This window comes from Corynebacterium sp. c3Ub_189 (assembly GCF_039907195.1).
GTDB lineage: Bacteria > Actinomycetota > Actinomycetes > Mycobacteriales > Mycobacteriaceae > Corynebacterium.
In genome coordinates, this window is record NZ_JASBOF010000013.1 from 45900 (window position 1) to 58513 (window position 12614).

The window sequence follows — 12614 nt, forward strand, 5'->3', positions numbered from 1 at the left end:
AAGGACCAAAAATGCGTGTCTATTTTCGTAACCTCGCCGCTGGATTCGTAGCCGTACTATTGTGCGTTGTCGCACTAGGAATGATCTATCCCGCTGCCGTGTGGGGAATCTCCCGCATCAAGCCGGACTCGGCCGAGGGCAACCTCATTTACCAAGGTGAGTGCCTAGCTGGCTCGACCCAGCTTCAAGATGGCCAGACCGAAGGCCCGTACTTCTTCCCCCGTGCCGAAGGCATGAGCAATTACGGCGCTAGTAGCTCCGAGCTAGAAAAAGCCGTGCAGGAGCGGCGCGGGGACATCGCCAAGCGCGAAGGCGCCGCTCCAGAAGATGTTCCCACCGATGCGGTAACCGGTTCCGGCTCTGGTGTCGACTCTGGCATTAGCCCTGCGTACGCTGAACTACAGGCTCCGCGTGTCGCACGAGAGCAGGGGATGAGCACCGAAGAGGTGCGAAGCCTCATCGAGGACAACACGGAGCATGCCAGCCTCGGGTTCCTGGGCGAAGACGCAGTCAACGTCACTACTCTCAACCGAGCACTGCCCATTCCACCGTCCTGCTCATAAGATGAGTGCTATATGAACGACAAGAAAGTTCCGGCGCGCACCAAGCGTGGCGCTTTGAAGATCTACCTCGGCGCGGCGCCTGGGTCTGGTAAGACCTGTGCAATGCTCAACGAGGCGCACGGCCTTGTGCTGGCCGGCCGCGATGTGGTCATTGGCATCGTGGAAGATCATGGGCGCGAATTCACTCGGGCGCTGTGTGATGGCCTTGAGACCATCCCGCGGCGCTACGCCGCCGGGCTATCCACCGGAGAACTCGATACTGCAGCCATCATCTCGCGCCAGCCGGAAACCGTTCTGGTCGATGAATTTGCCCATTCCAATCCGCGCGGTGAGGAACACGCTAAGCGCTGGGAGGACGTAGAGGAACTCCTAGCCGCAGGAATCGATGTGATTTCTACCCTGAACATCCAGCACCTTGAAAGCCTCAATGACGTAATAAACCAGATCACCGGTATTTCCCCGCAGGAGACGGTGCCAGACGAGGTGGTGCGTGCGGCGAATGAGATCGAGTTGGTGGATGTATCCCCGCAGCTCTTGCGCACCCGCTTGAGTGATGGCCAAATCTATAAAGAAGCGCGCATTGCCCCAGCCTTGAATAATTATTTTAGGGTGGGCAATCTGACTGCATTGCGGGAGCTAGCCCTGTTGTGGTTGGCGGACCAGGTTGATGAGGCTCTCGCATCCTACCGTTCTGAGCAGGATATTACCGATACCTGGGAGGCGCGGGAACGGGTGGTCGTGGCCATTCAGAACGTTGCGCACGCAGAACTGCTCATTCGCCGCGGGCGCCGCATCGCGTCCAAATCCTCAGCCGAGCTACATGTGGTCCACGTAATTTTTGGGGACTCCTTTTCTTCCGGTGAATCTTCCGTTGCAGGTTCCGCTCAACAACTGGCCAAATTACAATCCTTGGCTCAGGACGTGGGTGCCCGTTTGCATCAGGTCACCGGTGACTCGGTGCCAGAAGCGCTGCTTAATTTTGCCCGCAGCGTCAACGCCACCCAGTTGGTCCTGGGGGTTTCACCACGGCGTCGCTTAGGCCTGCACTGGCGCGGCACCGTTGCTGAGGCCGTGTTGCGGGATTCAGGCAAGATTGATTGTCACATTGTTAATCTTCCGTCCGATAAACCCTCGCCTCTTTCACCACTGCTGCGACCATTGCATTCCCTCCCGCGCCGGGCGGTGTCTTGGGTAGGCGCAGCTGTCGCTTTCATCGCCTTGACCGCACTGTTGCAAGGCATCGACGGCTCAGCATTGGGAACAGGCACGTGTTCTGCTTTTTACTTTGCGCTGATCCTCCTCGTGAGCATGCTCGCTGGCCTGTGGCCGGCGGTAATTATTGCGTTTGCCTCGGGCTTGGCGGTCAATTGGTTCTTTACCGAGCCCCTGTACACGTTCGATATTGCTGAGCCAGCTAACGCTGTCATCCTCGTGGTTATGGTAGCCATTGCCCTGGCCGTGGGTTTACAAGTGCGGCGCACCAAAATAGAGCACCATAATGCGGCCATTGCCACGCGCGATGCTGAGCTCTTGACGGTCTTTTCCCGCGCAGCCCTCAACCGCCGTGCGGACGTATCTCCCATCGACACAGTGCTTCGCAAGGTAGGAGAGACCTTCGGCTGCCATAAGGCCGTGCTTCTTGACGCCTCCGGGGACATACTCTCTACCTGGCACGCTTCGGCGGCCTCGCCCTGGCAGAGTAAACACCTGCATATCCCCGCAAAGACTCATAAACGTGAGGTAGAAACGTTGGTCTCCAGCGAGGACACTACGGTCCAGATTGTGATGGAAGGCCCAGCGTTATCCGCCCGCGACCGTGCTTTGGTGGCGGTTGTGGCAGGTTACTTAGCCGGCATCGTGCGCCGCGACAAGCTTTCGGCTGAAGCCGCACGTGCCGATGCCATTGCTGCCGCTGATGAATTGCGTCGTGCGCTGCTATCGAGCGTGAGCCACGATCTGCGCACGCCCCTAGCAACGGCCAAGCTGGCTGTGTCCTCTTTGCGGAATTCCGAAATCGAATTCAGTCCAGAGGATCAAGAAATACTGCTGGCGGAAACCGCAGCTAGCATCGATCAACTCACGCTGCTCGTGACCAACCTATTGGATCACTCGCGTTTGAGTGCAGGAGCGGTAACTGCACGCCGGGATACTGTGGAGTTATACGAGGTAGCCAATCGGGCTATTGCTTCCTGTGCCTTTGGACATAGCAAGGACCAACTTGGTCGCATTCATATTGGTTCTGGACTCCGTGGCCGCACCTGTTGCGCGGATAGCGTTTTGCTGGAACGCGTGCTGGCGAACCTATTCGATAACGCTTTGCGTTATGCGCCGAGCGGACCAGTCAACGTTGATGCGCAGGTTATAGATGAGCGCGTGGAGCTGAGTGTGAGCGATGAAGGGCCGGGAATTTCACCAGAAAAGCAGGAGGAGCTTTTCCAAGCTTTTCAGCGCTTGGGCGATACCAGCAATGACAACGGGGTGGGTTTAGGCCTCTCCGTTGTACGCGGATTTGTGGAGGCCATGGACGGTACTATCACCGTAGAGGCCACTCCAGGAGCGACCTTTATCCTGAGTTTCCCGCTGCGGGAGGAGAAAAGCCATGACTGATAAAAAGGCCACGATAGTCATTGTGGATGATGATCCGCGTTTGCTCACCACCTTGAGCATTAATTTTAAAGCGCGTGGGTATGAGGTGTATTCAGCCAGCACCGGGGCGGAGGGTCTGCAGGTGGTCTCCCAGCATCAGCCCGACGTGGTGATTTTGGATATGGGTCTGCCGGATATGGATGGGCGGGAGGTCCTCGATGGGATTCGAGGGTGGTCAGCAATTCCCGTTCTGATTCTTACGGCCCGGTCCGATCCCCTATTTAGTGCCTCGGCCCTAGATCGCGGTGCTGATGATTATGTGACCAAACCCTTTTCTATGGAAGAGCTCTTGGCCCGTGTGCGCGTGGCTTTGCGGCATGGCAGTCCCCAGCATCCATCTGCCCAGCGGGAAGCCACGATGGTGCGGGCGGGCGATGTGCTGATCGACGTCCCTCGACACTCCATCACCAAGGCAGGAAAGCCTCTTCACCTGACCCCCACTGAGTGGGGCGTGCTTACGACGCTGCTGCGTGCCCACGGCGGTTTGGTGCGCAAAGAAGATCTGCTCGCAGAGATTTGGGGCCCGGGCTTCGAAGGACAAAGCCACTACCTGCGCATCTACACCTCGCAATTGCGCCGCAAACTGGAAACCGATCCATCTAATCCCCAATACCTACTTACTGAACCCGGATTGGGATACCGCTTCTTTACCTCCCCAGAAGCCTAGGAGTAGCTGACGCCACTCTCTGCAGGGAACTGCTCTTGCAGGGGCAATTCTATGCAGTGAAGTGGCGCGAGTTGGTAGCCATAACTCCTGCCCGTCGGAGGCTTCGGTGTGCTCTGCGCATTTAACCAACTGCAAGCGCGTGAGAACTAAACATTTCAACTGGTCACCAGCGATTGTTCGTTCTCTAAATCATTTCTGGTGCTGCAGATTAGTTGCTTTTCCCTGAAGGGGTGACGGTGTCTGTCATGCTTTCCTGACCAAAGAACCTTCGAGCATATTTTGGGTAGAAGGGTCTATTAAATCAAGCTACGTTGTACGCACCGTTAGAAGAAGGAATAAGGCTCTCTACTTTCATAAACTTGGCTCGATTTATTGTGCCAACGTTGAAGGTTATGAATTAGAGACGTCTGGGGTTGAAAGCTTGGTATCTAAAAATAGAGCTCCTCAAGACTCCGGTGTTCATTTATCGCTGTCTGGGTGGGGCTTTATCTGCGCACCTGAATTCGTGCAAGAAATCTTGCACGAATCTCTCGGGTAGCTTACTGTGGTCAATCGTTCAGGAATTCTTGCACGATTGGAGTTGTGATGAGCCCACGAAGGTATGAGCATCCGGCCACCGAGGACCTTGAATTCGTCCGTGTTCTGGCTGCGGTAAGTGATCCCATCCGGTTAGAGATGGTTAGGCGCCTGGCAGACGGTCAGGAGCACGATAGTTTGACGCTCGCTGATGACCTGCCTCGATCTACCCTGACCTACCACACTCGGCAGCTGCGTGAAGCCGGTGTGACGTGGACAAGAAGCCAGGGACGAACTTGTGTTATCTCTTTGCGCAGAGGCGATCTAGACGAACGGTTCCCTGGTTTGCTCGATATGGTGATTTCGAATGCTTAAACAGCTGTGGCCGTTAGTTTTGGGCAGTGTAGCGCTCGGATTGGACGCATATGTTATCGCTGGGCTGCTATCACAGATTGCAAACGACTTGGGTACAAGTGGCAGTGTGATCGGCTTGGGCGTTACCGCCTTCACCGGCGCGTACGCAATATCTGGTCCGCTGTTCTCGGGTAGGGCAGGCAAAGATCCGCGGAGTGGTCTGCTTGGAGCTGTTGCTGTGTTTTCTTTGGCGAATGTCGTGACTGCAGTCTCGCCTACAGTGAGCGCTTTTCTCGTGTCGCGCTTAATCGCAGGTGCGGCAGCGGGAATTTATTCGCCGTTGTCCTCAGCCGTAGCGGGGATGTCTGTCCCAGCAAAGTATCGCGGGCGCGCACTGTCAATGGTGCTGGCTGGCTTAGCGGTGGGAACTGTCGTGGGCGTACCGGTGGGATTGGGGGTAGCTAAACAGCTAGGCTGGAGGGCTACCATCGGTTTGGTCTCGGCCATTGGAATAGTGGCGTTAGCGGGTCTAGCGTTGCGCAAAGCGAGTGTGGTACCAGCTGTGCCCTCCTCCTCGTTGGGGCAGCGACTCCGAGTCATCGGCCGAGTGGATAACTTCCTGACGACCTTAGTTACTTTCTTCGTGGGAGTGGGTTCGCTGGGGTTGTACACCTATATTCCTGTAGTGCTTGATCGTGTGCAGGTAGACACCATTGCTGGTATTTGGGTCTGGGGTATCGGCGGGGCAGTGGGTGCTTTTGGGATTGGGAGGGTGCTCGACAAGGTTAATAGTTCACGCAAACTAACGGTCATTATCATTGCATTACTCGTGACTGATTTCGCTCTACTGCTGCTCTTCCCTTCGAGCCACGTGGTGGCAGTGGTGTGTCTTTTTGCTTGGGGGCTTTTGGGGTGGTCGTCAATGGCGCCGCAGCAGCATTCAATGCTTAGTGCAAACCCTGATGAAGGGGCGACTGCTGTTGCTGCTAATGCATCTGCGAACTACCTTGGCTCGGCAGTCGGCTCCGCAGTGGGTGGATTACTGTTGCCCTCCTCCACGGGAATCCTGTTAGGAGCATTAGGTGCAGTCCTAGTAGGAATCGTCTGCAGTATTGGGGCTAGTGCCTCTTCTCGCTCTCATACTGGGGACAATGTGAATTAGGAATACTTCGGATTGATGGGACGATGCCCGAATTGACATAGTCGAGCTCTTCGTCGCATTCCCTTTGAGACTTTTGCTTTGACACTCTTAGCAGCTAAAAGGACTGATCCTAGGTCTTTGATTTTCTCGCAGTAAATCAGTCAGTATTGGTATCACTGAAGCTACCGCGGAAAAGAATAATGAAATGCGCGGACCGCTGCCGCGCTGCGAAGTCCCCGCTACACTCGCGCTTATGACCGATCTGCAGCATGTCCACTCCGTTGATGAGGCGGTAAATCGCCTGATTGAGATTTACGAGAATTCCTGCGAGCTTGCGCGCAAGACTTTGGAATCAGGAAACCTTGATGACTATCGCTATGTCGTCTATCCCAAGGTCACGGTGGATATCCGCAAATGGCAGCCGATCGATCGTTCCGAGCCGTTTGGCTACGTCAACGAGGCGGGCAAGTACTCGGCGGTAATCTCCAAGCCGCACATCATTCGGGACTACCTGCACGAGCAGCTGACTCGCCTGGCGGGGAATTATCCGTGCGATATCTTTGTTGGCCAATCCGACCAGCGCATTCCACCGGAGTACATCAAGGACACAAGGAAAGCCCCGCAGGAACGCGGGCCTATTCCGCGTCCGACGCTGGATGAGGTCAATGATGCAATCATTGATGGCGAATGGGATGCCTTCCACGGTGCGGAAAAGCCGCTTTTTCATTTTGGTGCCCAGCGCTTTGATATCGCGTGTGCGCGCATTGAGCATTACACCGGCATCGAGGTCGATACGGTGCAAAAATACATTTTGTTTACTAACTACGCGATGCACACCACCGAGTTTGTGAAATTCGGTTTGCGCGAGCTGACCAGGGAAGACTCGCGTTATACCGCCTTGGTGCTGCCCAATGGGGAGACCATTCATCCCAACGATGCGGTGGACCTCGATGTGGACGGTCTGACCTTGACGTCTCGCTTCCAAATGCCGCGCTTTGACCTGATCACTGCCGGTGGTGATGGCATCACGATGATCAATATTGGCGTAGGGCCCTCGAATGCCAAAACCATTACGGATTGCTTGGCGGTGCTGCGGCCAGAGGCCTGGATCATGATCGGCCACTGCGCTGGCATGGACGGACGCATGCGCATCGGTGACCTCATCTTGGGTAATGCCTATCAACGCAATGACCACATCTTGGATCAAAAGGTCGCGGCGACCTCTCCCATCCCGGCGATTCCGGAGGTACAGCGCATGCTCGAGTCTGCGGTGAAGGCGGTGTACGGCGACGATAATTCGCTCATGCGAACGGGCACGGTGCTCTCCACCGATGATCGCAATTGGGAGTGGCGCACTAACCGGGATTTGTGGGAGTGGCTGCGTACCTCCACCGCGGTGGCCGTAGATATGGAATCGTGCACGCTCGCGGCCAATGGTTACCGCTACCGCGTTCCTTATGGAACTCTCCTTTCGGTCTCTGACCTGCCGCTACACGCGGTGCCGAAGCTGCCGGCCCAGGCGCAGGCCTTCTACTCCAATTCGAAGGAAGCTCACGTGATGTGCGCGGTGCGAGCGATGGAGCATCTAGCCGAAAATCCGGAGCGCCTGCGCACGCGCAAGTTGCGCCGGACTTTGGGCGAGGTTCCATTCCGGTAGGTGCCTTTTCTTTGGCAGGCAATGCTCGTTAAACTACAAAGAAATCCCATGACGCAAAAGGAGCCACACAATCGTGACTGAAAATTGGATCCACCCGGACCGGGAAAACCTCACCTGGGAGGTCTTCGGCGAGGCGAGCCGTAACCTGTCGGAACAGATTGTGGAATCTGGCTGGTTCCCAGACCTTATCGTGGGCGTCGCCCGCGGCGGCCTGATCCCAGCCGGCGCTATTGGTTATGCCATCGGCGTGAAGGCCATGGGCGCTATCAATGTGGAGTTCTACACTGACATCGGCCAGACCCTAGACGAGCCTGTAATTCTTTCCCCGCAGCTAGATACGGACTCGCTGAAGGGCAAGAAGGTCCTGGTCGTCGATGACGTCGCGGACTCCGGCAAGACCCTCGATCTGGTGGTTAACCTGCTCAAGGAAACCGCAGACGATGTGCGCTCGGCCGTCATTTACACCAAGCCGAAGACCATTTTTGAGCCGGACTTCTCGTGGAAGAAGACCGATCAGTGGATCAACTTCGCGTGGTCCGTACTGCCCGTGATCACCGCGGATGGCTCGTTTAAGGAAGGCTCCTAAAGTCCACTAGGATGTGCAGGCGTGATTAAAGAACTGCCTGCCCCTACCGGCGTCATCGCCAGTTTCCGCTATGCATTTTCCTCGCCTGCGCGCCTGCGCAAGGAGGTCTTCGGCGGACTGGCGGTGGCGCTTGCTTTGATCCCAGAGGTCTTAAGCTTTTCCATCCTCGCAGGGTTAGATCCGCGGGTGGGATTGTTTTCCTCCGTGGTGATGGCCATGGCCATCACCTTTACTGGCGGCAGGCCGGCGATGATTTCCGCCGCGGCCGGTGCGGTGGCACTGGTGGTCTCTCCGCTCGCGCATGAGCATGGGCATGATTATGTGGTCGCCGCAGTGCTGTTGGCGGGAATCATGCAGGTGGTATTGGCCGCGGTGGGCGTCGCTAAGCTCATGCGCTTTATTCCGCGCTCGGTGATGACGGGATTTGTGAATGCGCTGGGCATCATGATGTTTACTACGCAGCTGCCGCACCTTATTGATGTGCCGTGGATGGTGTATCTGCTGGTGGCCATTGGCCTGGCTATCATGCTGGGGCTACCGCGGTTGACCACGGTGATTCCCGCCCCGCTGATTACCATTCTGGTGGTCAGCATCATTGCGGTGGCGGCTGGGTGGAAGGTGCCCGATGTGGCGGACCAGGGCGAGCTGCCCACCTCGCTGCCGGGGCTTTTCGTGCCGGATATTCCGTGGAACCTGGATACTCTGCAGCTGATTGCGCCCTATGCCTTTGGCATGGCATTGGTGGGCCTGATGGAATCGCTGCTGACAGCCAAGCTGGTCGATGACATTACGGATACCCACTCCGATAAGACGCGCGAGTCCTTTGGCCAGGGCGTGGGCAATATCCTCGCCGCGGCCATTGGCGGCATGGGCGTGTGTGCCATGATTGGCCAGACCATGATCGGAGTGAAGGCGTCCCAGGCGCGCACGCGCTTGTCGACGTTCCTCGCGGGCGTATTCCTCCTCATCCTCTGCCTGCTCTTTGGCGAGACCGTCGGTCGTATTCCGATGGCCGCGCTGGTGGCGGTGATGATCATCGTGGCCGCAACGACGGTGGATTGGCATTCGGTTCGCCCGCGCACGCTGAAGCTCATGCCGCTATCAGAAACGCTCGTGATGCTGGTGACGGTGGTAGGAACGCTGGCCACGCATAACTTGGCAGTGGGCGTGGTGCTCGGCGTGGTGGCGGCCTCGATCGGCTTTGCCCGCCGCGTGGCCCACCTGGTGGAGGTGGAGCACGTAGGCGATGCCGAGTATGCGGTGCGCGGCCAGCTTTTCTTCGCCTCTTCCAATGACTTGGTCTACGCCTTCGATTACACGCTGGACGCTCAGCGCGTGGTGATTGATATGAGCAAGGCCGAGGTATGGGACGCCTCTACGGTGGCGACGCTGGATGCGGTGCAGAAGAAATATGCCGATCGGGACATCGAGGTAGAGTTCCGTGGTCTGGAAGGAGCGAGCGCGCAGCGCCTAAATCGCCTTAGTGGCCGCTTGGGTGACTAAAATCACATTTATTTTCCGAGGTGTGCGGGGCTAAACGTTCGCTGTTGCGGTGGTCGTCGAGTCGCGCTCGTGTCAAGGCGGAGGATCTGTGATGACCTCGCTTTTTTAGGGGACCTTTGCCTGCGTGTAGCGGCAAGCTTTGTCTTGGCTAACTTAGGTTATCCAATCTAAAAAAGCGTAATGACGTGCAAGTTTACTTAAGTAGGCCTTGCTGGATCGCGGGGAAATCTTCTGTACTGTGGTGCTTAGCACTAATTAATTTCCCCACACAGAAAGGTTTTTACAATGGACGAGAAGCTGCAAACCCTGTTGAATGACCAGGTTATTAGCGAATACGGCGCTTCCATGGTCTACACCCAGCTGGCCTTCGAGATGGATAACCTCTCCTTCCCAGGCATGCGTGATTGGTTTATGGGCCAGGCCGCCGAGGAGCGCGAGCACGCCGAGAAGATTGCGGACCACTTGCTCTCTCGCGGCTACCGTGTAGAGCTCAATGACATCCCGGTTGGCTCCGTCAAGGCCGCTAACCCGCAGGACGCCTTCCAGGCTTCCCTCGAGCACGAGCAGAAGGTTTCCGAGGAGATCCGCACCATCGCCCGCGCGGCGCTGGAGGCACAGGATCTGGAATCCCGCCAGCTCGTTGACTGGTTCCTGAGCGAGCAGGTAGAAGAAGAAGCTACCGTTTCTGAGATTCTGGACCAGATCAAGCTGGTGGGCAATGACGGCTCTGGCTTGCTGCGCATCGATGAGCGCCTGGCTGGCCGCACCGAAGGCGGCGCCTAAGTGGGCGTGGGTGAATAACAAACCCATCAAGATTTAGCTCAATCCTCCCATAGCACTGCGGTGCGGTGGGAGGATTGTTTCTATGTCAACGCAACGCAAGGCTTTGTGCGCCATAACCCTATTAGTTCTGGCGCTCTTCCTCATCGTGGGAGCAGCAATCATGTCCACGCACATGGCCTTGGGGGTATTTCTGACCACTGCGGCGCTGATGCTCGGACCATTCGCCGGGCTCGCATTGCTGGTTTATGGCGTCGCCGGCACGCGTGGGGCAGTTACGCGCTCGCTCTATAGCCTCGGCGGCATGCTACTCATTGGTGCCATCGGCGGCATCTTCGCTCTGTCCATGGACCAGGCTCCCGCGATGCTGCCTCTCTTTGTCGCTGGTGCGGGTGTGGGAATTGTAGCCGTGCTGACCCAAGCGCCGAAACGCGCATAAACTGGCCCCCGTTATGCCCAAACTCCTCTTTGATATGTACGGCGTGCTCATGCGCCCGGCCACCCCAGAAAGCCATGCGGACTTGGAGCGCCTCCTCGCGCCGCCAGATGCAGAGGCGATGTGGGAGGCCTACGGGTTTTATCGGCCGGACTACGATGCCGGCATCTTTAGCGATAGCCACTACTGGAACGAGGTAGCGGCCCGCGCCGGGCTAGAGGAGGTTCCTGTCGCGGAGGCGGTAGCCTGCGAAAACAGCGGCCTCCTGGAGGCGGACCTGGACATGGTGGCGCTGGTCAAGGGCCTTATCGGGGAAGGCTATAGCGTGGGCATCTTGTCCAATATTCCCACCACGCTGGCGGGCCAAGTGCGTAAGAAGCAACCGTGGCTCGAGGACTGCGCGGCGGTGACGTTCAGCTGCGATATTGGCGTGGCCAAGCCCCACCCAGAAGCCTATCGTGTGGCCGTGGATGCGCTCTCCGCGCAGCCGAAGGATACGCACTTTTTTGATGACCGCGTCGACTACGTGGAGGGCGCTAGCTACTGCGGGCTCAACGCCCACCTCTTCCGCGGCATCGACTCGGTGCGCGAGGTGCTAAGCGTGCTGGAGTGAGCGGCCCAGATTCAGCGGCTGGCGCAGTAGCTGATCGGTGGCCACGGTGCGGGCTACCGCGCGGACAATCTCCTTATGGCCGGGGATCATGCGCAGCTGCAACTCTTCGCCCGCGGAGGCGCGGACGGTGGCAGCGAATTGCTTGGGGGCCTTCGGGTCGTCGGTAAACGCGCCGCCGGCAATAACCACGGTGGCCGGGGAGTGGGCCTTGACCAGTTCCGCGGTGATGGCGCCCAACTGGCGGGCGCGCTCGTCCAAAATGGCGCGGACGGCGGGGTGGGAGTCGGCGGCCTGGGCGGCGTCGGCAAGCGAGGCTGCCTCCACGCCCTCGCGGCGTATCGCCTCCAGGATGTGCTGGGTGGCCAGCAGGCGCTCGGACGCGCCATGGCCCAGCAGCTCGGAGTGTGTCGGGGGTACGGGAATAATGGGGCTGACCTCGTCCTCCACGGAGAGGGCGGAGCCGATGGAATCATCCGCGAAGAGCACCAGAACGCGCTCGCTGGTACCAATCTCGGCCGCCTGGGTTTCGGAGCCGAGGATGGCCGGGATGGCGGAGGAGACCACCACGGGCACGCCGAACTGGAAGCGCAGGCGTTCGGCGATGTCCACGCCGTGCCAGTTGAGATTTTCCGCGGTGACCAGGCCGTTATCATCCACGGTGCCCGAGGTAGTCACGCCGAGGGAGACCAAGCGGTGGTTCAGGTTGGTCATCATGCGATTGATGCCGGCCATGATGTGCTCGAGGAAGTCATCCTCGCTGAGGTTAGCCACCGGGGTGGTCAATTCCTCTTCGCTCAACGTGCGGCCCTTGATGTCATAAAGGCCGATGTAGGTCTGCTTGGTGCCCACGGAGATTCCGCCGAGCGCCCAGTCATTATCGGCCGCCTCAAGCGGCACCGTTGGCCGGCCGCGCCCGCGGGACTGGGTGAGGTCGGTGCGTTCCTGGATGAGGCCCGCGTTGAGTAGGGAAGTAGTGGCGCGCGTGATGGTGGGCTGGGAAAGCCCGGTGGCTTCCACCAACTCGCTCCGGGTGATGATCGGGTTCAGACGCACCAAATGGAGGCACTTTGCAGCCGGTGTGCGGGGCCGCGTGAACACTGGGCCAGGTTTGATCATAAAAAGGAGTATAAGCATCCCAGACTGCTTTGTCTA

Annotated in this window: 11 protein-coding genes; 10 read left to right on the forward strand and 1 reads right to left on the reverse strand. The window is 58.0% G+C overall.

Annotated elements, in window-relative coordinates:
* Positions 1 to 11 precede the first annotated feature (11 nt).
* From QKD99_RS07790 to QKD99_RS07835, 10 genes are all read left to right on the forward strand, one after another.
* Positions 12 to 563, forward strand: a complete 552-nt coding sequence (locus QKD99_RS07790) for a potassium-transporting ATPase subunit C (RefSeq protein WP_284844790.1) — start codon at positions 12 to 14, stop codon at positions 561 to 563.
* A gap of 12 nt (positions 564 to 575) precedes the next feature.
* On the forward strand, positions 576 to 3170 hold the full coding sequence (locus QKD99_RS07795) for an ATP-binding protein (RefSeq protein ID WP_308572898.1): 2595 nt from the start codon (positions 576 to 578) through the stop codon (positions 3168 to 3170).
* On the forward strand, positions 3163 to 3876 hold the full coding sequence (locus QKD99_RS07800) for a response regulator transcription factor (protein ID WP_308572899.1): 714 nt from the start codon (positions 3163 to 3165) through the stop codon (positions 3874 to 3876). Before QKD99_RS07795 ends, QKD99_RS07800 begins: the two co-directional genes overlap by 8 nt.
* 883 nt (positions 3877 to 4759) lie before the next feature.
* Positions 4760 to 5908: an MFS transporter gene (locus QKD99_RS07805; RefSeq protein ID WP_347951161.1), complete on the forward strand. Its 1149-nt coding sequence runs from the start codon at positions 4760 to 4762 to the stop codon at positions 5906 to 5908.
* A 232-nt stretch (positions 5909 to 6140) separates the two neighbouring features.
* Positions 6141 to 7544, forward strand: coding sequence for an AMP nucleosidase (amn, locus tag QKD99_RS07810; RefSeq protein ID WP_239206738.1), 1404 nt, complete (start codon positions 6141 to 6143; stop codon positions 7542 to 7544).
* Between the two features lie 73 nt (positions 7545 to 7617).
* Complete coding sequence (locus QKD99_RS07815) at positions 7618 to 8130, forward strand: phosphoribosyltransferase (protein ID WP_150851023.1); 513 nt, start codon at positions 7618 to 7620, stop codon at positions 8128 to 8130.
* Positions 8131 to 8151: 21 nt separating this feature from the next.
* Complete coding sequence (locus QKD99_RS07820; protein WP_347951162.1) at positions 8152 to 9633, forward strand: SulP family inorganic anion transporter; 1482 nt, start codon at positions 8152 to 8154, stop codon at positions 9631 to 9633.
* Between the two features lie 285 nt (positions 9634 to 9918).
* Entirely contained in the window at positions 9919 to 10416 is a 498-nt protein-coding gene (locus QKD99_RS07825; RefSeq protein ID WP_239279340.1) for a ferritin, read from the forward strand.
* Positions 10417 to 10498: 82 nt separating this feature from the next.
* On the forward strand, positions 10499 to 10852 hold the full coding sequence (locus QKD99_RS07830; RefSeq protein WP_284767220.1) for a hypothetical protein: 354 nt from the start codon (positions 10499 to 10501) through the stop codon (positions 10850 to 10852).
* A gap of 13 nt (positions 10853 to 10865) precedes the next feature.
* On the forward strand, positions 10866 to 11462 hold the full coding sequence (locus tag QKD99_RS07835) for an HAD-IA family hydrolase (RefSeq protein ID WP_308573007.1): 597 nt from the start codon (positions 10866 to 10868) through the stop codon (positions 11460 to 11462).
* Here QKD99_RS07835 and QKD99_RS07840 read toward each other — a convergent pair.
* The gene (locus tag QKD99_RS07840) at positions 11445 to 12578 is read right to left on the reverse strand and encodes an ROK family transcriptional regulator (protein WP_269954362.1); all 1134 of its coding nucleotides are present in this window, start codon (positions 12576 to 12578) and stop codon (positions 11445 to 11447) included. The genes QKD99_RS07835 and QKD99_RS07840 overlap by 18 nt on opposite strands.
* Between the last annotated feature and the right edge of the window lie 36 nt (positions 12579 to 12614).

Coding starts and splice junctions, on each gene's coding strand:
- QKD99_RS07825 (WP_239279340.1), top strand. CDS start 9,919: ATGGACGAGAAGCTGCAAACCCTGTTGAATGACCAGGTTATTAGCGAA.
- QKD99_RS07835 (WP_308573007.1), top strand. CDS start 10,866: ATGCCCAAACTCCTCTTTGATATGTACGGCGTGCTCATGCGCCCGGCC.
- QKD99_RS07840 (WP_269954362.1), bottom strand. CDS start 12,578: ATGATCAAACCTGGCCCAGTGTTCACGCGGCCCCGCACACCGGCTGCA.
- QKD99_RS07795 (WP_308572898.1), top strand. CDS start 576: ATGAACGACAAGAAAGTTCCGGCGCGCACCAAGCGTGGCGCTTTGAAG.
- QKD99_RS07800 (WP_308572899.1), top strand. CDS start 3,163: ATGACTGATAAAAAGGCCACGATAGTCATTGTGGATGATGATCCGCGT.
- amn (WP_239206738.1), top strand. CDS start 6,141: ATGACCGATCTGCAGCATGTCCACTCCGTTGATGAGGCGGTAAATCGC.
- QKD99_RS07830 (WP_284767220.1), top strand. CDS start 10,499: ATGTCAACGCAACGCAAGGCTTTGTGCGCCATAACCCTATTAGTTCTG.
- QKD99_RS07805 (WP_347951161.1), top strand. CDS start 4,760: ATGCTTAAACAGCTGTGGCCGTTAGTTTTGGGCAGTGTAGCGCTCGGA.
- QKD99_RS07790 (WP_284844790.1), top strand. CDS start 12: ATGCGTGTCTATTTTCGTAACCTCGCCGCTGGATTCGTAGCCGTACTA.